This is a genomic window from Mycobacterium sp., from assembly GCF_965277065.1.
Lineage (GTDB): Bacteria > Actinomycetota > Actinomycetes > Mycobacteriales > Mycobacteriaceae > Mycobacterium.
Genome location: NZ_CBDIBT010000013.1, coordinates 101,196 through 120,813 on the forward strand (window position 1 = coordinate 101,196; position 19,618 = coordinate 120,813).

The following is a 19,618-nucleotide window of genomic DNA, read 5'->3' on the forward strand; positions in this document are numbered from 1 at the left end:
AGGTCAGCGCGGGACCGGCGGGACGTCGAGCCAGATCGCGGCGGCGCACACCGCAAGCGTGATCGACATAGCAATCCAGTCGGCAGATTTCGGCCGGGCCGGCATCGCCGAGATCATGCCGATCCCGCCCCGCGCGGTGATGGCGTCGCCCATCTCGTCGGCACGTCGCAATGTCACGGTCAGCGCCGCGGTGAGCAGGTCGACGAGCTCCGCCGCCAGCCGCTTCCCGCGCCCCCTGCGAGACGGCGTCACCCGTTTGGGCCGCAGCCGACGTGCCGCGTAGAGCACCCGGAACTCCTCGATCAGCATCGGGAATGCCCGCAGGGCCAGCGCGATCGTGACGGCCCATTCGTCGACCGGTATCCGCACCAGTCGCAGCGGCCGGCTCAAAGAGGCCACCGCGGGCGCTATTTCAGCGACATTGGTGGTCCACGACACCATCGCCCCCAGCCCCAGCAAGACAATCGACAGTGCGGTGATCCGCAGGAAGTTCAACAGCCCGCCGAGCCCGATCGATGTTCCGGCCAACTCGATCACCGGGCTTCCGCCGCCGAAAGTGGCCGAGATGCCGCCGAGAGCAAGCAGGACCCACAGCCAGTGCGGAATGGTGGGCAGAGCGCCGCGCGGAATGCGCGCGATCCGCGCGGCCGTCAATACCAGCCCGGCCACCAGACCGATCGCGATCCATCCCGGGAAGAAGGTCAGCAGCACCGAGATAGCGGCCACGGCAAGCAATTTGGTGCCGGCCCACAGGTCGTGTACCGCGGAGCTGCCCGGCACCGGACGCAGCAGAACCACCGAGCGCGACGGCCGGCGTTCTGATCGTTCCTTCGCAGGCGTGGTAGTCACGACACCCCTCCGGCCGCAGTCGAGACCGCGTGAAGCACCCCGTCGCGAAGATCCAGGGTGCGGGGGCACAGCTCCTCCAAGCCGACGAAGTCGTGGGAGATGACCACCACGGTGAGCCCCTGCTCATGGCGTAAATCCTCGATCAATCGCACCAAGCCGGTCTGCGTTTCGGCGTCCAAGCCGGCCAGCGGCTCGTCGAGAATGAGCGCGCGCGGAGACCGCGCCAGCAGACCGGCCAGCACCACCCGGCGCATCTGGCCGCCGCTGAGCTGGTCGATGCGCCGTGTGCTCAACCCGCTGTCCAACCCCACCACGGCCAGGGCGTTCTCGATGCGGTCCTGGTCCTTCGGCGAAAACCCTGCTGCCGAAGCCACTTCCCGATCGACCCGGCTCCGCATCAACTGCAGCCGGGCCGCCTGGAATGACAGCGCCACCGCACCGACCTGCTCGTGCGTGGGCAGGCCGTCGAGCAGACAATCGCCCGTGGTCGGCACCGTCAGCCCGGCCAAAATCCATGCCAGCGTCGACTTTCCTGACCCGTTGCCGCCGTGGATCAACAACCCGTCGCCCTGGTGGACGGTGAAGCTGACGTCACGCAGAGCAGCCTTGGCCCACGGTGTGCCGCTGTTGTACTCGTGGCTGACGCCGGCGACTTCGAGAATCGCCGGACCGGACTCATGTCCCACCGGCGGCGGCGTCGTCGCAGGCGCGGCCATCGTCTCGACCATGTCGGTGTTGTCCCCAGACTCGCTGAGATTGATTGTGCTGTCCGCGGATTCGGCCTCGGAGCTGTAGTGGGTGATGTGCACCAGCGCCGTGCTGTGCTGCCGTTTCAGGCCGGACAGTACGCCCAGCAGGCTGTCGCGGCCCTCCTGGTCGACCATGCTGGTGACCTCGTCGGCGATGAGCAGCGCGGGCTCGCGCGCCAGAGCGGCCGCGACCGCCAGCCGCTGCAGTTCACCGCCGGACAGACTTCCGGTGTCGCGTTCGGCGTGCGACTCCAGGCCGACTTCCTGAAGCAACTGGTCCACATCGGTCTTGGTGCCCGGCGGCAGACCCCACACCACGTCGTCGGCAACCCGGGTGCCCAGCACCTGGCTTTCCGGATGCTGCATGACCACCGCGGTGCCGCCCATCCGACCCAGCCCCACCGACCCGGGACGTTCGATGGTGCCCGATGTCGGTTCCCGCCCGGCCAACACCAGCATCAGGGTCGTCTTCCCGGAGCCGTTGACTCCGGTGATCGCGAGATGTTCGCCGGCCTTGACCTCTAGGTCGACGGGTCGCAGCGCGTCGTGGGAGGTATTCGGGTAGCGGAAGCGGACCCGGTCCAACCGCACCGGGACCGGACCCACCGGCGCGCTGTCGCGCGGGGCATCCAGCTTGTGCACGTCGGGGATGCCGCGCATCCGGTTCAGCACCCGCGACAACGCCCACCATCCGATCAACGACACGATCACCAGCGAGACGACGCCGTTGGCAAAGAGCAGCAGTTGCCAGTAGCGCAGCGCATGGGCGATGAACCACTGGAGCCCGTGAGCGGTCGCCTCGAATACTTGGCCGATGCGGGTACTGAGCGGAAACGAATGCGCGACCGCGAAACGGCCGATCGCAGTCAATACGGCCGCGAACCCGTCGATGTTGGCGGTGATGGTGTCGAAGATCAGGTTTCGCAGCCGCGAGAGCAGCATCAGCGCGCCGACCGCAAACACGTTGAACACCGCGCCGGCGATGACAGAGACAACGAGCACCGTCCCGGTGCCGCGGCCCCGGCGTTTGATGACGCCGGTCAGCCCACCGACATAGGCGCTGTTGGCGACTGTCAGCAAGCCGCCCAGGCCTGCGATCAGGAACGCGATCACTCCGGCGCCGACCGTTCCAGCGACCAGCACGCGAAACCGGTAGCGGTAGGCCAGCAATCCCATCGGGACCGTCCCCAGCAACGACAGCGCTCCAGCGAACGGCACGACGATCGAGATGATCGCGGTCGCCGCGCACAGCGCGGCCATCACCGATGCCTGCGCGAGCTCGCTGGGACTCAGCGAGCGGGACGCGGCATTCCCGGTCGGAGAGCGAGTCGCGTTCATTTCATCAATTCTGCCAGCACCCACGGGGTATACCCGCGAGCAAACAATGAGGGTTCGATCGAGTTGACGAGACGGAAATTGCCGGTTCGTGGCCTAGATAGCCTAGCTATGCAACTATATAGGCATGACATCGTCCGCAATCACCGAGCGACGCGCCGCGCAGGAGGCTGTCGCCGGTCTTGGCGCGGATCTGCTCGCCGTCGTCGCCCGGCTCAATCGCTATGCCACGCAACGCATTCAGATGCAATTACCGGCCGCGCAGGCCCGCCTGCTGTCGACGATCGACGCCCATGGCGAAGCACGGATCTGCGATCTCGCCGCGGTGGATCACTGCTCGCAGCCCACGATGACCACCCAGGTGCGACGGCTCGAAGACGCCGGCCTGGTCACCCGGACCGTCGACCCAGGCGATGCCCGGGCGGTACGCATCAAAATCACCGCCGAGGGCATGCACACGCTGAACCGGGTCAGGGCCGATCGCGCCCGCGCGATCGAGCCGCAACTCGGCGAGTTGAACGAGGCTGACCGGCAGACTCTCGCCGAAGCCGTCACGGTGTTGCGGCGCCTGCTCGACGACTCCGCGCCTGCCCCGCGACCCTGCTCACCTCGATAAAGGGTCGCCCCGGGAGGGTCTAGCCAGCGCCGACGACCTACGGTCGGTCATCAGCGCTACACGGCGGCTGGATAATGGACTCTCGACTCGAGAAATTGGGCGGGAAAGGGGGGGGCGGCTGTGTCGACGGCGACATTCGGGCCGCCCTTGATCGTGTGGCTGGGCCCGCGTAGGTACGCCTTCGCCCCTGGCCGCGACGTCACCGTAGGCGTGGACGGTGGCGCGGACATCCGCCTCGACGGTGTCCGCCCATCCAGCGTCCCACCTTTGGTGGTGCTGCACTTCAACGGCAATCAATGGATCGCTGTCGATCGCAGCGAAGCCGGGATCTACGTCGACGGGGTACGCATGTCGACGGTCTTCATCCATGACGGGCGGGCCATCACGCTCGGCGATCCCCAACACGGGCCACGACTGGTCTTCCAGCTTGTCGCCCCACCCGCAGCGGCCCCACCCCCGCGAGTGCCGCCGCCGATGCGTTCCTACGCGCCACCACCGCCACCACCCCGACCGGCACCACTGCCGCCGCCACCATGGCCACCGGCACCGGTGCCGCCACCACCTCCATCGCAGGTTCAGCCGGAACCGCCGGCGCCCTTCCCGCCACCCGAGTCGAAGCCGACCGTCGGCGCACGACTCACCGGCGCGATGGCGAAGCTCCGGCAGCCTCGCCGTCCGGAGCCCCAGCCGGACGAAGCAGCGCCGACCGCGCAGCTGCAGCCGCCGGACGACGAGCAGCCCGCGTCCCGCACGCCGGCACCGACGACCATCGCCGGTCCGCTGGAGGCGCGCCGGGTGCGGCTCAGCGTCGACGGCGAACAGGCGCTGGCCGATCTGTCGTTCACCGCGTCGCCAGGCACCATCACCTCGGTGATCGGTCTTTCCGAAGCGAGCACGTCCGCCTTAGTCGACGTGCTCGCCGGCACGCGGCAACCGACCGTCGGCGAAGTCGATTTCGATGGCCATGACGTCGCGGCCGACGATGTGCGGCCACATGTCGGAGTGGTGCCGCGTCACGACCTGGTGCGCCCGCAGTTGACCGTCGAGCAGGCGCTGCGCTATGCCGCCGAATTGCGTTTTGCACCAACTACTTCCGCCGAGATCCGAGGCGAGGCTGTGCGCTCGGTGCTCGACAAGATGGATCTGACCACGCTGCGCACCGCCAAAGCCGGCACCCTGACCGCCGAGCAGCGCAAACGGGCATCACTCGCGGTGGAACTGCTGACCGACCCGTCGCTGCTCGTCTTCGAGGAGCCGACCGCCGGACTCGAACCGGAAGCGGCACAGAAGATCACCGCGACGCTGCGCCAACTCGCCGACGACGGTCGCGTCGTTCTGGTCGCGACGACGACACCCACCGAACTCGACTCGTGCGACCAGGTGGTGGTGCTCACCCCCACCGGCATCCCGGTGTTCGCCGGCGCGCCGTCGCAGATGGGGCCGCAGTTGGGCACCACCGATTGGACCACGATCGTCAAGCGGGCCCGCACGGACCCCTACGGCGCCCACGACGAATACCTGGCGCGACAACAGGAACCGCCGCCGCCGGAGCCGCCGGCCGTATCCGAGGCCACGACCGCGCCGTCGCTGCAGCGAAATGTCTTGCACCAGATCATCATTTCCGCGCGTCGGCAAGCCTGGGTGATGATCGGCGATCAGCGGTACTTCATCTTCCTATCCATCCTCCCGGTGCTGTTCGGGGCCGTCTCGTTGCTGATACCCGGGGACTCCGGATTCGGCCCGGCAAGTCGCTACGGCAACAACCCGGACCAGGCGGTGGCGCTCCTCACTGTGCTCGGCATCGGCGCCGTCGTGATGGGCACCGCCCTGGGTATCCGCGACCTCTTCGGCGAGCAGCGCATCTTTCGGCGCGAACAAGCTCACGGATTATCGGCGTCAGCGTTCTTGGCCGGCAAGGCAATCGTCTATAGCCTCGTCGCTGTCGTCCAAACCGCCGTCATCACCATCGTCGCGACCGTCGGCCACCCGGCGCCCACGCACGGCGCGGTCCTGCTCGGCCACAACAAACTCGAGGCCAGCGTCGAACTGTTCATCGCGCTGGCCGTTACGGCCATCGTGTCGGCGCTGGTCGCGCTGGCCCTGTCGTCATTGGCGACTTATTCCGAGCAGGTCGTGTTGATTGCCGTGCTGATCGTGATGGTCTCACTGGTGTTCGCCGGGGCGCTGTTCCCGATATCCGGCCGTTTCCCGCTGGAGCAGATCGCGGGGCTGGTGCCGTCCCGATGGGGCTTCGCCGCCACCGCGTCCACCGTCGACGTGCACGTGGTCAATCCCCTTGCCGACGCTGACGTTTCGTGGCGGCACACATCCGGGCAGTGGCTGCTCGACATGGGCCTGCTGATCGGCTTCGGCGTCGTCGCGACCGCCGCGCTGCGATGGCGACTGCGACGGCCGTCGCGCCGGCATCAGCCGCCGGTGATCTCCGCCCACAGCGCCCTGTAGCAGTGCGAGGCGGCGCTGTGCGGCGCGAACGCGGTCACCGGCGCTCGGTGTTCGGCCATCTGCTCGATGACCGACAGCGCCGGGATGGCGCTGGCCAGAATTCCCACCCGTTCGGTCGACAGACGTTCCACGAGATCGCAATGCAGCCGCTTGCGCCGGTCCACCATCGAGAAGAAGGCTTGCACCAGCGGGCGGCGCCCTTCGAAATCGGCGACGAAATCGGTCAGTTGATCGAACGTCCGGACCGACAGCGTCGCCGGGATCATCGGCACCAACAGCCTGTCGACCGCATGCAGGACGTTCTCCGACAGCAACGAGATGCTCGGCGGACAATCCAGAAAAACGACGTCGTACTGGCTTTCCAACGGCCGCAACAATTCTCGGACCCGGCGCGTCGGCCGCTTCGTGTCGTCGAGTTGCACATCCAGGTTGCGATACCGAAAATCGGCGGGCACCAGGTCGAGCCCGTCGAAGTCGGTGGCCTTGATCGCGTCGTCCAGCGATCGCGATCCGTCCACCAGTGCCCGCCCGCCGCCTTTGACCTTGGGCCGCACCCGGAACATGTAGGTCGCCGCGCCCTGCGGGTCGAGGTCCCACAGCAGCACGTTGCGCCCGTCGAGCGCCGCGAGATGGGCCAGGTTCACCGCAGCCGACGTTTTACCGACGCCGCCCTTGATGTTGTACGTCGCGTAGACCCTCATCGGCGCACCAGCGCCTTGACGCGGGCGCGATTGTCCTCGGCCAGAAACGGTTTCAGCCGACCAGCCAGCGCCGCCCGCGCGTTCAGCTGGTGCGCGTCGAGCTGCGCGGCCATCTCCCCCATCGCCAGCAGTGTCTTGGGGGGCACCGCTCCCTGTTCCATCATCGCCGCGGCGAATTCGCGGACGGCTTCGCGCTGCACTTCACCGTCCTGGAAGTCGCCGAGGGTGTCCTGCAGCGACTTGAGCTCTTTGAGCAGCGCCCGGTGTGGCGTGTTATCGCACACCGGCCGGAACACCTCGAGCAGATAGCGTAACTCCTTGCACCGCTTGCGCAGCGCGTGGACGTCCTCGCTGGGCGAGTTCTCGTTGATCCGCTTCCCGCGCCGCACCGCGTTGCGGTATGCCCGCGTGATTCTCCGGTGCGCGAGCATCGCGACCGTTGGGCCGCCGCCGACGGGCGTCACCTCGATCAGCTCGGCGCGCCAGTCGCCCAGCAGATTCTGGAAACGCTTCGACCGCAGCCCGCGCACCAACCGCCGCCGCTCGGCGCTGCGGTGTTTGACCAGGAACGACCGGAACGCGTCGAGGTCGCCGGGGTCGGCCGACGTCAGCCGGGCGGCCATCGAATCCAGCTCGAGCAGGTAGACGTCGAGGTCGCGGACCGGGGTGGTCAGATCGCCGAGCCACTTGAAATCCGGCGCGAACCGATCGGCCAGCTGGTCGGGCAGCACGTCCCCGACCAGCTTGAGAATCGAGCGGGTACGACGCACCGCGACCCGCAGGTCGTGCAGGAATTCGGTGTCGATCGACGCGATGGTGCCTGGCACGTTCTCCTCGATCGCCGCTGCGAACCCGATCAGCATCTCCGCAATAGCCACGGCCGCAGGGGTTTCCGGCTGCAGCTTCACGCGCGGGCGGCTTCCGTTGGCGGGGCTGCGACTGGCATGGATCAGCGCGAGGTCGTACAGCGTCGCGGAGACCGCACTGAACCCATCGGCCCGCGCCAGCAGCCGCGCAATCCGATCGGCCTCGGTGTCGTAGCCACGCAGCGGCTGGATCCGTAGCTGGCTGGTCCCGTCCTCGACGCTGTCGGTCTGCAGCCGTGCGACGGTTTTCTCCTCGGCATCGAGCACCCGAGCCTCCTGCGAGGCGGACCGCACGGTCACAACCGGCAGCAGCGCCCGCGGCGCAATCAGTGGCGCCAGTGCGTCACGGAGCGCCCCAACCGGCAGATCATGCGCCTGCGCCGGCCACTTCAGCCCGGCCCGTGGAGCCTGCAGCCGGGCCCCGTCGGGAGACTGCAGCACCAGCGGCCCGTCGTCGGCGTACCGCAATGAGATCCCGGCCGAGTGCAGGCGCCAGTCGAAGGTGTCCAGCCAGGTGTGCGAGACCGTCTGCTCCGCCCCGGCCGTGACGGTGAACGTCGGCCGCAGAGCTGCCGCGACGGCCTCCGCGTCGACCGCGCCCTCCCTGCTGAAAGCGCGGGAAACCCCGCTCATGGCATACCTTTCTGCGACCGCAAGACCGAGGCCGCGGAGGAGACTATAGACACCTTGGGTTAACGGATCGTTCAACTGAGCACCGCGTTCTCCCAGCGTCACAATTCTGATCGGTTACCGTCGGGTATGACCACCATTGCGGAACATTTACGCAACTCGCTCGACGGACGCTTTCGTGACGTGAAGAACCAGATGCGCGAGCGACTCTCCGACGAGATCTTCCGTCCGCACTACACACCGAACACGGTGATCGCCCGCACGAAGGTCGCCGAGCAGATGAGCATCATGGCCGCCTCCGGTGAGGCCGACGACGGTTTCCGCAAGGAGCACGGCGGTAACGGCAACGTCGGCGCCGCGGTGACGATGATCGAGATGCTGGCCATGTCGGACCTGTCGCTGATGGTCAAGGCCGGGGTGCAGTGGGGCCTGTTCGGCGGGGCCGTCGAGAACCTGGGTACGGAGCGCCACCACGAGGCCTACGTGAAGAAGATCATCAACCTCGAGCTGCCCGGTTGTTTCGCGATGACCGAGACCGGTCACGGCAGCGACGTGCAGGCGCTCGAGACGATCGCGACCTACGACGCTGCGACCGAAGAGTTCGTCATCCACTCCTCGACACCGAACGCGCGCAAGGACTACATCGGTGGTGCCGCCGAAACCGCCATCATCGCCGCGGTTTTCGCCCAGCTCGTCACCACCGAGGACGGCCAGCAGGTCAACCACGGCGTGCACTGCTTCCTGGTGCCGATCCGCGACGACGACGGCGACGACCTGCCCGGCGTGACAACCTCGGACTGTCAGTACAAGGGCGGCCTGCCGGGCGTCGACAACGGTCGCATCGTGTTCGACCATGTTCGCGTCCCGCGGGTGAACCTGCTGAACAAGTACGGCGATGTCGCGGCCGACGGCACCTACTCCTCGGACATCGAGAATCCCAACCGCCGGTTCTTCACGATGATCGGGACGCTGATCCGCGGACGGGTGACCGTCGGCGGCAGCGCGGGCGCCGCGGGGCGGGTTGCCCTGGACATCGCGACCCGATATGCGTTGCAGCGCAAGCAGTTCAGCGCGCCCGACGACGAAGGCGAGGTGCTGATCATGGATTACCTGGTGCATCAGCGCCGGCTGTTCCCGCTGATTGCGAAGTCGTATGCGTTGCAGTTCGCGCAGAACGAACTGGTCTCCAAATGCCACGATCTGCAGACCGCCGACTCCCCCGATGCCGAGGAGCAACGGGAGTTGGAGGCGCGGGCGGCCGGGCTGAAAGCTGCAAACACCTGGCATGCGTCCACCGCCATCCAGGAGGCACGCGAAGCATGCGGCGGCGCAGGGTATCTGGCCGACAACCGGTTGATCGCCCTGCGCGCCGACACCGACGTGTTCACCACCTTCGAAGGTGACAATCACGTGCTGACGCAGCTGGTCGCCAAGGAGTTGCTGACCGCCTACGCCGACGACATCAAGGGTATGAGCCCGGTGGAATGGGTGCGCTTCGCCGCCAATTTCGCCGGCGAACGGGTGCTGAAGCGTACTGCGGCCGAGACGATCATCCAGACCGTCATCGACGCCCGACAGGACAACGAAGAAGAAGGCAGCCTGTTCAACCGAGGCACCCAGGTCCAGATGTTCGAGGACCGGGAGCAATACATCATCGCCTCGGTGGCGCGCCGGCTGCAGGCCAAATCGAAAGAAATGTCGGCCTTCGACGCGTTCAATTCGGTGCAGGATCACGTGCTGCACGCTGCGCGCGCCCACATCGATCGGGTGGTGTTGGAGGCGTTCGTCGCCGGGATCGACGCGTGCGAAAACGACAAGGCGCGTGAGGTTCTCGGGCTCGTCTGCGACCTCTACGCGCTGACGGTGATCGAGGACGATAAGGCCTGGTACGTCGAACACCGATTCCTGTCGACCGAACGCGCCAAGGCGGTCACCCGCGGGATCAACGACCGGTGCCGGCTGCTGCGCCCGCACGCGCAACTTCTGGTCGACGGGTTCGGCATCCCCGATTCACTGCGTTACGCCGACATGCTGCACCCGGAGAACCTGCCCGGGGCCGACGTCGATGACGAATCCGACGAGACCGGCGCGACTGATTCGGCGTTGCTGCAAGCTTGACCCGCAGCAAAACTCACGGCGAGCGGAACTTTCCCGCCTAGGGACCGGTTGGGTATTCGCTCGTCATGACGGCTGCAATCACCTCGACTGAACTCCGTGACCTGATCGTCGCGGAGGCTCCGCTGTGGATCCTCGACGTGCGAACGCCTGCCGAGTTCGAGACCTCGCACATCGGCGGCTCCCTCAATGTGCCGCTCGATGTGCTGAACGAACACGGCCCGACGGTCGCCGAACGACTCGACCACAGCCACGGCATTGTGCTGGTCTGCCGCTCGGGCCAGCGTGCGACCCAAGCGCAGGAGCTTCTCCAGCGGGCCGGCGTCGACGGCGGGAGCGTCCTGGAAAACGGGATCAGCGACTGGGAAGGCCACGGCTTCGAGGTCAACCGCGGGGTTCAGCGGTGGGATCTGGAGCGCCAGGTCCGTCTGGTCGCCGGATCGATCGTGCTGTCCTCGGTGCTCGGCAGCATCGCCATTCCTCGACTCAAGTGGCTGGCCGCGGCCATCGGCGGCGGCCTGACGTATGCCGCGGTCTCCAACACCTGCGCGATGGGAACGGCGCTGTCGAAGCTGCCGTACAACCGCGGTGCGTCAGCGGATATCGAGACGATCCTCTCCCGGCTGGCCTCCGGGCCAAACGACAACTGAGCCGTAACGAGATAGGCTCTAGCTCATGAATCCCAACCCCGATTACGACGCGAGCGACGAGCTGGAATACGGCATTGCGTCGTTCGCGTGGCTGCTGCGGGGCAATTACCCGCCGCCGTCCTACGCTCCGGACCTCGGCAACGCCGACAACGGCTAGTCGTTCACTGCGGGGGCGGCACATACGTGCCTGCCGAATTTCGCAGCTGCCATAGCTGGGCCGGGCAGTAAATGTTGACTGCGTTGGAAATCAGGTAGTTCGCCGAATACTCGTCGTTCGGCTGAACGTCGTTTTTCACATCACCGATGACTTGGCCGTAGCTGGCCCCACCGGTGATCTTGTCGCACATTCCGTGCGCGTAGGCGATCGCATCGGCGGTGTTCGCGAAGCTGTACTGCTTGCGCACGGTGGTGTCGTAGATGAACTCGATATCGGGCGCCGGAACGGCGTGCGCGTGTGGTGCCGGCGCAACGCCGGTGAACACCGCGGCGACGATCAGACCGGCCGGCCACATCCCGCGCCTCATCGATCCGGCTGCCCGTAGACGGCGACCAGCACGCTGCGGTCAAAGCTGTTCTCCGACCACACCCCAATCTGGGTGTTGGCGCAGTTCGACATGATCGCCATGTAGTCGGGGCGGTAATACCAATTGCCCATCACGTCAAGGTCATTGATCGCCAGCGAGTTGTTGATCGCCACCGTTTCGGCCACCGTGCCGCGATATCCGGCGTCGCGAGCGCGGGCGGCCACCGACGACCCGTCGGAGCCGACGTCGGCGTCGAGGCTTCGGTTGTTGAGCACGTCGACGGTGTAGCGCTGCGCGGCGGCTTCCAGTTGCGGGTTCTTCAGCAGCTTCGTGGTGCAGCCGGCCTGAAACTTTACGGTGTCGATGTTGGTCACGATGCCGTTGTTGAGCCGGTCGTTGTTGCCGGGGACGCCGGGGGCGGCCGACACGACCGCGACCGGCGCGGCGAGCCCGACCGCCAACGGTATCGAGATGATCCGGGCGAGTTCGCGAATCCGCTTGTAAGTCATGGTGTCTCATTCCTCGAGGTGCTAGCGAATGTCGGCTGCGAGATCGCCGGACATCGCGCTGAGCTGCCGTCCCCAGGTCGGCCAATCGTTGCCGCCACCGCGACCCAGGTCGAAGTGCGCGTTCGTGCCGCCGACGTCTCGGAAATGCGAGTAGAACGTCGCGTTGGTGCCCTGGGAGATGTCGCCGAAGCCGGCCATCGCGCCTTGGTCGGTCGGAGCGGCGCTGCCCGGACTGTAAATCCAGAGCCGGGCGTTGTTGTCGACCAGCTGCTGGATGTTCTGATTCGGCGAATGCCACTTCCAGCGACCGAGCTGAGGCGCCCCCCACATGGCACCGCTGTCGGCGCCGCCTTGCAGGAGGGCAGCCCTGATCGTGCCGTCCACGGCGGTGCGTTCGGGAGTGAGAAATCCCGACAGCGATCCGGCGTAACGGAACCGGTCAGGATGAAAAGTCACCAGCGCCGCAGCCGCATAGCCGCCCTGCGACACGCCGACCACGCCGTGCCCACCCGGCGCCAGGCCCTTGTTGGCGGCCAGCCAGTCCGGCAACTCGGTGGACAGGAACGTGTCCCACTGCTTGCTGCCGTCCTGCTCCCAGTTGGTGTACATGCTGTAGGCGCCGCCGGCCGGTGCGACCACCGAAATACCTTTACCGGCAAGGGTGTTGAACCCGTTTCCGGCCGTCGCCCAGTTGCTCACATCCGGCGCGGCGTTGAATCCGTCGAGCAGGTACGCCGCATGCGGGCCACCGGCCAGGAAGGCCACCGGAATGTCGCGACCCATCGATGGCGACGGCACCAACAGGTTCTCGAAGCCGGCCGCCTTGGTGGTACCCGGCGATCCGGCAATCGTCGTCGCCGCACACCACCCGACCGTCAGCGCGATCGCAGACAGCCGCCGGAAACTCTTCGACGCACTTTTCATGCCTGACTTCCTTACACCGGGTCGAACTGCGAGATGAGCCAGCGACCGTCGATCTTGTCGAGACTGACGCGCACACTGGACGTGCTCTGAGTGGGTGCATCGTTGCCGATGGTGGTGGTCTGGTCGACGAAAACCAGTACCACAGCGTGCTTTCCGGTCGCCAGCACCGATGCCGCCGCAGGCACAGTGGCCAGTGCCGAGATGTGCTGCTGCTTGGCACCGGGCGCGACGACGTCATTGACGAGCTGGAGGTACTGCTGCCGGAACGGCTCGGCGAGCCGATCAGCGGCGGACTTCAACTGCTGGTCCACGGTCTCGGGCTGGTACGACAGGATCGCGATCGTGCTGTCACTGGCGGCTCGGGTGGATTGTTCTGCGGCGGCGCGGGATTCGCGGGCGCTGCCGTCGAGCCATTTCAGATATCCGACTCCAAGAGCCAGGATCAACGCCAGCGCGGGAAGTGCCGCAATCAGTAGCCGGCCCCAGGAGAATGGAGCGCCCGGCCGCTCCGGCGCGTCCGCCGCTTCGTCCTCAGCGTCCGTCGCTTCATCCGCGTCGTCGGCGTCGTCGTCCCCCGCGCCGGTGTCGAGCCGGTCCGCCTCGTCTGCGGCTTCCGCCTCATCCGCGAGGTCGTCGGCGACCGAGTCGTCATCACCAGACATCTCGATGTCCTCCTCCACATTGAGGGCGGTTCGGCTGTTCACGGCACGAACTCGACATTCGACACCTTCGCGCCGTCGGCAGTCTTGTCGACGGTGAGACGCATCCGCCACCTGCGGGGCTCCGGGTCGGCCGGCGCCGTCCCCATCGCTGTCTTGACCGATATCGCGACGAGCACCTGAGCCTGGTCATCGGTGTAGGAGAGCAGCCCCGCCTCGGCGATGGTGCCTTCGGACTTCGACTGCACCTTCTTGACGACCTCGACGAAGGGTTGCGACCGGTTCTTGAACTCCTCGTGAAAGCCGCCAGTCGCCGAGTCCAGGACCCGCTTGATGTCGGCATCGACCTCGGCGTAGTTGATCGTGGTCAGGTTGATCGCGGTCTGCCGCGCGACCTGCACGTACAGGTTGCGCTGGGCCTGCACCTGATCGTCTTGGTGCAGGCGAAATCCCAGCCAGCCCCCCACGCCGAGCAACGCCACGATGATGGCTACCCCGAAGGCGATCGGCCCGGGAGTACGCGACAACCACTGCGGCACGCGCCTTTTGGTTTTCGACTTCGCCACCTCCGCCTCGGCCGCCTCGATGTCCTCGGCCGTGCTTTCGACGTCGACGTGCTCCGTTGCGGTTACGGATTCGGCTTGCGCGGCGGCACCATCATGCTCTGCCATGTCTTGCCTTTCGGTGTAGACCCCAGGTCGGAATCGCTGTAATGACGGCCGTCGGGCCCGATGTAGTTCCCGGTCAGGGGGTCGTAGGGAATGGCGAGCACCGGTTTCGGCGCCGCGGGATCAACGGGCGGATGCCAATGCTCGCCCGGCGAATACGGTGGCCCGCCCTTCGGATAATGCGGCACGCCCTGGCCGCTCAGCGTCGCGTTTGGATCGCCCTTCCAGAACAGGCCGTCGTTGAGCGGGACGTACTGCTCGTCGCTTTCACACATCTCGACGGTCGGTGCGCGTTTGCCCGGCTTGGTCTCGCAGGGAACGTTGCGAACGCCGCGGACATTCATATCGGAGTTCTGCGGGATACGGCAGTACAACTCGCCGTTGGTGCGGTCGGGATAGTCCTCGCGCACCGGGATCCGCTGCTGCTGCACCGGCAGAAATCCGGCGTTACACGGTGGCGGCGAGTTGAGGTTTAGGTTGAAGTCCAGATAGATGCCCTTGTAGTCCATCTTGGCGACCCGGTCCGGCACGATGATCGACGACATCACCGCGGTCCCCTGCGGGAACATGACCAACAATTGTTCGAGGTCGTTCCGGTAATTCACCGTGATAGTGCCCAGGCTGACCAAGTTCGCCAGCAGCACCGGCAGTGTGGGCGAAAGCCTGTCGAACAGCGCGGTGCCTTCGTCGAGCGCGGGGCCGGCGGTGTTGAGCAAGTCGGCCAACTTGTCGTCTTGTACCTTCACCTGACTGGTGATCGCGTTCACCCGCCGCGCCCACGTCGCGATCGAATCCGACGTCCGCACTTGCGAACTCGCCACCGGCGGAAATTCGTCGATCAGACGGGAGAACGAGTCGGTGGTCTGGCCGGCATCGATCGCCAGTACGGTGCCGCCGTCGACCAGCCGGGACAGTTCCGGCCCCAGGCCCGCGACGGCTTTCGACGCTTCTTCCACGACGGTGTGCAGGTTGTCCTGCGGGATCGCCGCGAGTGCCTTGTTGGTGGTGTCCAGCAGCGATCCGATATCGACCGGAATCTGTGTCTTGCCGACCGCGATCACATCGCCGTCCCGCAATTTCGGGCCGGTGTCAGCCACGGTGCCGGAATGCGGTGTCAATTCCAGGAATTGCTCCCCGACCGCCGAGCGGCTGTGTACCGCGGCGGTCACGTCGCGGGGGATCGCGATGTCCGATTTCAGCGAAAGAACGGCCTGAACTCCGTTCTGGGTGACATCGACCGACTTGACGCTGCCGATCTCGCTGCCGCGGTAGTTCACCACCGACGTCGGATACAACCCGCCGGAGGCGGGCAGGTCGACCTTCACCGTGTATCTGCCGACACCGAGCAGCGCAGGCACTTTGATGAAGCCGAAAGCCATCACGCCGATGGAGAGTACGGTGACCGACGCAAGGATCGTCAGCTGGGTCCATACCCCCCGGGACAGCCGCAGCGAACTCGTGCGCGACATGCTAGTAACCGCCCCAGTGGTAGGCCGCGATCAACGGATTGACCGCGGTGTACGGGCTGGGCATTTGGCCGATGGTTCGGCCCCACTGCATTTCGAGTTCGGTGAGGTTTCCTTCCCACCTCGACCCGGTGAAAAAACCGCTGTCCAGGCGGCTCAAGGTGAGGTCGACGACGAGCGAGATGTTGGCGAAGTCGCCCCGAAACCAATTGGGGACAGTGCTTTTCACCCACGGCAGCGTGCTGAGGAAGTCGAGGCCACGGGTGAGGGCGGGCCCGGCGTTGGCTAGTTCACGCAGCGCAGGTGCGAGGTTGCGGAAGTTGTCAACGAGCGACTTCGTGGACTGCTGGATGGTGGAGGCGGCGACGGCACTGAACTGGCCCAACTTGTCGATCGCATCCACCAGCGTCTTGCGCGTGTCCGAGAGAACCCCCAGCGCCTGCGGGATCGTCGTCAGCGCCTTATCGACTGTAGCGTCTTTGTCCGCGACTTGGCCGACGAGTGCGTTGACACTGTCGATGGCCGTGATGATGTCGTCGGTCTGTTTCTTCGTCTCGGTGACGAAGATGTCCAACTGGGTCAACAGGCTGCGCATCTCTTTCTCCCGGCCCGTCAACGCCGTTGCGAAAGTCCTTGTGAGCTCTTGAATATGGCCCAGCCCGCCGCCGTTGAGCAGAATCGCCACCGACGCCAGGGTCTGCTCGGTGGTCGGGTAGGTCGCCGCCCTGGACAGCGGAATCACCGAGCCGTTCTGCAGTTGTCCGCGCGGGGCCTCATCCTTCGGCGGCGCCAACTCGATGTGCATGGAGCCCAGCAGGCTGGTCTGGCCGACCTTGGCGGTGCTGTTCTCCGGCAGGTGGATACCGCCATTGATCCGCATGGTCACCAGCGCATGCCAGTCCTGGACCTCGATCTTGGTGACGTTGCCGATGTTGACGTCGGCGACCCGCACCCGGGTGTTGGGCTGAATGACCACCACATCCGGCAGCTGAGCCTGGATGGTGTACGCACCATCACCGTTGCCCTGGGTTCCCGGCAGCGGCAGCGAGTTGAGGCCCCGCCACCCTGCACAACTCGTCAACAGGGACACGCACGAGAAGGCCACCGCCGCAGCCAGTATGCGCCTCATGGCGTACCTCCCGGTGGCACGGGCACCATCAGACCCGGCAGCCCACCGCGGGGGTCGGTCGAACGGACGGCGACCGGCGCCGGCGGTACGGCGCCACCCGGCAGTGCCTGCGGCGAGACCGGAGGTGGCGCGTCAGGGGCCGGGCCGGCCGGCGCTCCCGGCGGCGGAATGTGCGGGTTGAGCTTGTCCTCGCTGTAGGTGATCTCGTTCGGACGCGCCGCCGCACCCACGAACGGGTTGAGACCGATTGGCAGGTAGTTGTATTGGCGGTTCTTGATGATCGGCGACAAATACTGCTCGCACAGCCGCGCCGACTGTTTCCTCCCGACAAGCCCGTCGGATTCGATTGATCCGCAGATGGATTGGACGGTATCGGCAAAGTTCGACAGGGCCAGAATCCCGGTCACCGCGCTCTGCGCGGGTTGATAGATGTTCAGGAAGTTCTGGAACACGTTCGGAGCGACGTGCAGGGTCTGCTTGATGTCGCGGCGGCTGTCGTTGAGCGCCGTGGTGATGTCGTTGAGGTGGTCGAACGTCGTGCCGATGGCCTCGCGGTTCTCGGCGACGAAGGGACGCAGATCGTTGACCGCGCCGTCCAGTCCCGCAATGGCCTGGCCCCACTCGTTCGGGGTATTGCTCATCACCGTGGTGATGGTGGCCAGGTTCCTGTTGAACGACGCCAGCAACTCACTGCTCGACGTCAGCGCCGAGACGAACGTCTCCAGGTTGCGCAGCGTGCTGAAGATGTCGGTGCTGTGGTCCCCCAGCGCCGACACCGCCTGCGAGAGCTTGATGACGGTGTCGCGCGCGGTGTCACCCTCACCGCGCAGGTTCGCCGCTGACGTGTTGACGAACTGCCCCAGCGCGCTCGTCCCGCCCTCGGTCGTCGGCTGCAGGGACTCGGTCAGCTTCTCCAACTGCTTACGCAGGTCGTCCCATTCGACGGGTACCGCGGTCCTTTCCTGCGGAATGGTTGCGCCGTCAGCAAGTTTCGGCCCGCCGGAGTAGACCGGGACAAGTTGAATCGCCCGCGACGACACCAGTGACGGCGACAGGATCGCGGCGCGCACATCGGCGGGAACCGGGTACTCCGAGTCGACGGTGAACGTGACCTTCGCTGCGTTGGGCTGCGGCTCGATCTTCTCGATCGTTCCGACCGCGACGCCCAGAATGCGGATCTCGTCGCCGATGTAGACACCGTTGGTGTTCGGGAAGTACGCGATGTAAGTGTTGCGGTTCACCTGCTTCCACCACGGCGTGACCATCATGCTGATACCGACGGCCAGGATCAGCACCAGGCTGATCCCCGTGCCGATTTTGGTGGCGCGTCGATGGTTGTCGATCCACGCTTCGGCGCTCTTGATCGGGTTACCAAGTCCTGAAAGGGCTTTCGCGGATGCCATCAGCGACCCCCGTTCGCCGGCACTTCATTGGGCGCCGGCTGGTACACCGGCGTCTGCTTGGGTGGCGGCTGAAGATCCGCCGGCGGGCCGGGCGGCGGCCCACCTGGCGGCGGCGCCGCCGGCGGCTGGCGGTACGGGTAGCAACCGGGAGCTCCCGGCCTGCCGGGCACACTGCACGGCTGATCTCCTGGGTTGCCGGTGATGGCATCCGGGATGTTCCGTCGCGGCTCGCCGCCTTGTCCGGTGCGCGGGTACGGCAGCGGCAGCAACGGCAGGCCGGGCTGGCCGTTGCCCGGATCGACAAGTTGCGACGGCAGCAGCACATTGGGGTCCAGCCCCAGATCGGAGAACGCCGCGTCGGTGAACGGCTGCGCGAATTGTCCCAGTGTCAGGTTCGGCAGCGAGGCTTTGAAGAACGGTCCCGACCCCAACACCTCACCGAACGACATCGCGTACTTCGGGATCAGATACAGAGTGCGCTGCAGTTCCTTTTTGCGGTCGTCCAAGACCCCGAGCACGGCGTTGAGTTTGTCCAGGGCGGGCTTGAGCTGCGTCCGGTTGTCTCCGATGACGGCCGAGATCTCGCGTGTCGCGGCGCCGACGTTGGTCATCAGCGCGTCGACCGCATTGCGTTGCGTCAGAAGCTCGCCAACAAGGCATTCGCGTTGATGACCAGGTTGGCGATCTGGTCGCTGCGCTTGCCCAGCACCCCGGTGACCTTGTTTGCATTGGTCAGCAGGCTGCGCAGTTTCGCGTCACGGTTGTCCAGCGTGCTGGAGAACTGCGCGACACCCTCGAGTGCGGCTTTCAAATCAGGTGGGGTGTCTTTGAAGGTGTTCGCCAACGTCGTCAGCGCCGAAGAAAGCTTGGCGGTGTCCAGCGCGCTGATGGTGCTGGTCAAGTCGCCCAAGGCATCCGGCAGGTCGTAAGGCGACCGAGTGCGCTCGACCGGGATCGGGCCCCGCAGCGTGCCGTCTCCGCGCGGAGTCACCTCTAGCATCTTGGTGCCGAGCACGGTCTCGGTCTTGATCGACGCTTCGGTACGGTTGCCCAGTGCGACGTCGTCGTCGACGGTGAATGTGACCAGCACCTTGGCCCCGTCCAGTTTCACGCTGGTCACCCTGCCGACCGACAGTCCGGACACTCGCACGTCACTGTCCGGTTTGATCCCGCCCGCCTCGCTGAAATACGCGGAATAGCCGGACTTTCCAGTGAGGAATGGGATTTTCTCGTAGGAGAAGACAGCGGCGACCAGTGCGATGACGATGCCGATGCCCACCAGGCCGACCGTGACCCGGTTGCGGTCGGCAAGCGGCTTGATGTTGCGCCGTTTGGTGTTGAGAGCTGTGAAGCGGTCTTTGA

At 66.0% G+C, this 19,618-nt stretch carries 16 protein-coding genes and 2 pseudogenes; 5 read left to right on the top strand and 13 right to left on the bottom strand.

Features of this window, described 5'->3' with window-relative positions:
• Nucleotides 1-3 precede the first annotated feature (3 nt).
• The gene (locus tag ACQY5A_RS02590; RefSeq protein ID WP_428338807.1) at nt 4-849 is read right to left on the bottom strand and encodes a CbiQ family ECF transporter T component; all 846 of its coding nucleotides are present in this window, start codon (nt 847-849) and stop codon (nt 4-6) included.
• Nucleotides 846-2,936 carry an ATP-binding cassette domain-containing protein gene (locus ACQY5A_RS02595; RefSeq protein WP_428338808.1) on the bottom strand — a complete coding sequence of 697 codons (2,091 nt, stop codon included), beginning with the start codon at nt 2,934-2,936 and terminating at the stop codon, nt 846-848. The genes ACQY5A_RS02590 and ACQY5A_RS02595 overlap by 4 nt, the downstream gene beginning before the upstream one ends.
• Before the next feature lie 124 nt (nt 2,937-3,060).
• Here ACQY5A_RS02595 and ACQY5A_RS02600 point away from each other — a divergent pair, with 124 nt between their 5' ends.
• Entirely contained in the window at nt 3,061-3,549 is a 489-nt protein-coding gene (locus tag ACQY5A_RS02600; RefSeq protein WP_428338809.1) for a MarR family winged helix-turn-helix transcriptional regulator, read from the top strand.
• Between the two features lie 120 nt (nt 3,550-3,669).
• The gene (locus ACQY5A_RS02605; protein ID WP_428338810.1) at nt 3,670-6,012 is read left to right on the top strand and encodes an ATP-binding cassette domain-containing protein; all 2,343 of its coding nucleotides are present in this window, start codon (nt 3,670-3,672) and stop codon (nt 6,010-6,012) included.
• Here the strand turns inward: ACQY5A_RS02605 and ACQY5A_RS02610 are convergent.
• Both ACQY5A_RS02610 and ACQY5A_RS02615 read right to left on the bottom strand, forming a co-directional pair.
• Nucleotides 5,976-6,713, bottom strand: coding sequence for a ParA family protein (locus ACQY5A_RS02610; RefSeq protein WP_428338811.1), 738 nt, complete (start codon nt 6,711-6,713; stop codon nt 5,976-5,978). The two genes, ACQY5A_RS02605 and ACQY5A_RS02610, sit on opposite strands and share 37 nt — an antisense overlap.
• Nucleotides 6,710-8,212 carry a CHAD domain-containing protein gene (locus ACQY5A_RS02615; RefSeq protein ID WP_428338812.1) on the bottom strand — a complete coding sequence of 501 codons (1,503 nt, stop codon included), beginning with the start codon at nt 8,210-8,212 and terminating at the stop codon, nt 6,710-6,712. The genes ACQY5A_RS02610 and ACQY5A_RS02615 overlap by 4 nt, the downstream gene beginning before the upstream one ends.
• A 126-nt stretch (nt 8,213-8,338) precedes the next feature.
• On the opposite strand from ACQY5A_RS02615, the gene ACQY5A_RS02620 reads away from it, so the two are divergent.
• From ACQY5A_RS02620 to ACQY5A_RS02630, 3 genes and pseudogenes are all read left to right on the top strand, one after another.
• Entirely contained in the window at nt 8,339-10,327 is a 1,989-nt protein-coding gene (locus ACQY5A_RS02620; protein WP_428338813.1) for an acyl-CoA dehydrogenase, read from the top strand.
• Between the two features lie 65 nt (nt 10,328-10,392).
• Entirely contained in the window at nt 10,393-10,974 is a 582-nt protein-coding gene (locus ACQY5A_RS02625; protein WP_428338814.1) for a rhodanese-like domain-containing protein, read from the top strand.
• 25 nt (nt 10,975-10,999) lie between these two features.
• Nucleotides 11,000-11,131: pseudogene (locus ACQY5A_RS02630) on the top strand (hypothetical protein); the annotation flags it as partial.
• 4 nt (nt 11,132-11,135) lie between these two features.
• On the opposite strand, the gene ACQY5A_RS02635 reads toward ACQY5A_RS02630, so the two are convergent.
• The 9 genes and pseudogenes from ACQY5A_RS02635 to ACQY5A_RS02675 form a co-directional block, all read right to left on the bottom strand.
• Entirely contained in the window at nt 11,136-11,498 is a 363-nt protein-coding gene (locus ACQY5A_RS02635; RefSeq protein WP_428338815.1) for a DUF732 domain-containing protein, read from the bottom strand.
• Entirely contained in the window at nt 11,495-12,007 is a 513-nt protein-coding gene (locus tag ACQY5A_RS02640) for a CAP domain-containing protein (protein WP_428338816.1), read from the bottom strand. Before ACQY5A_RS02640 ends, ACQY5A_RS02635 begins: the two co-directional genes overlap by 4 nt.
• A 21-nt stretch (nt 12,008-12,028) precedes the next feature.
• Entirely contained in the window at nt 12,029-12,931 is a 903-nt protein-coding gene (locus ACQY5A_RS02645; protein WP_428338817.1) for an alpha/beta hydrolase-fold protein, read from the bottom strand.
• 11 nt (nt 12,932-12,942) lie between these two features.
• On the bottom strand, nt 12,943-13,635 hold the full coding sequence (locus ACQY5A_RS02650; RefSeq protein ID WP_428338818.1) for a hypothetical protein: 693 nt from the start codon (nt 13,633-13,635) through the stop codon (nt 12,943-12,945).
• Nucleotides 13,632-14,261: a hypothetical protein gene (locus ACQY5A_RS02655; protein ID WP_428338819.1), complete on the bottom strand. Its 630-nt coding sequence runs from the start codon at nt 14,259-14,261 to the stop codon at nt 13,632-13,634. Before ACQY5A_RS02655 ends, ACQY5A_RS02650 begins: the two co-directional genes overlap by 4 nt.
• The gene (locus ACQY5A_RS02660) at nt 14,219-15,727 is read right to left on the bottom strand and encodes an MCE family protein (protein ID WP_428338820.1); all 1,509 of its coding nucleotides are present in this window, start codon (nt 15,725-15,727) and stop codon (nt 14,219-14,221) included. The genes ACQY5A_RS02655 and ACQY5A_RS02660 overlap by 43 nt, the downstream gene beginning before the upstream one ends.
• Before the next feature lies 1 nt (nt 15,728).
• The gene (locus tag ACQY5A_RS02665; RefSeq protein ID WP_428338821.1) at nt 15,729-16,853 is read right to left on the bottom strand and encodes an MCE family protein; all 1,125 of its coding nucleotides are present in this window, start codon (nt 16,851-16,853) and stop codon (nt 15,729-15,731) included.
• Nucleotides 16,850-18,256: an MCE family protein gene (locus tag ACQY5A_RS02670; RefSeq protein WP_428338822.1), complete on the bottom strand. Its 1,407-nt coding sequence runs from the start codon at nt 18,254-18,256 to the stop codon at nt 16,850-16,852. Before ACQY5A_RS02670 ends, ACQY5A_RS02665 begins: the two co-directional genes overlap by 4 nt.
• Nucleotides 18,256-19,577: pseudogene (locus tag ACQY5A_RS02675) on the bottom strand (MCE family protein). The gene ACQY5A_RS02670 and the pseudogene ACQY5A_RS02675 overlap by 1 nt, the downstream one beginning before the upstream one ends.
• Between the last annotated feature and the right edge of the window lie 41 nt (nt 19,578-19,618).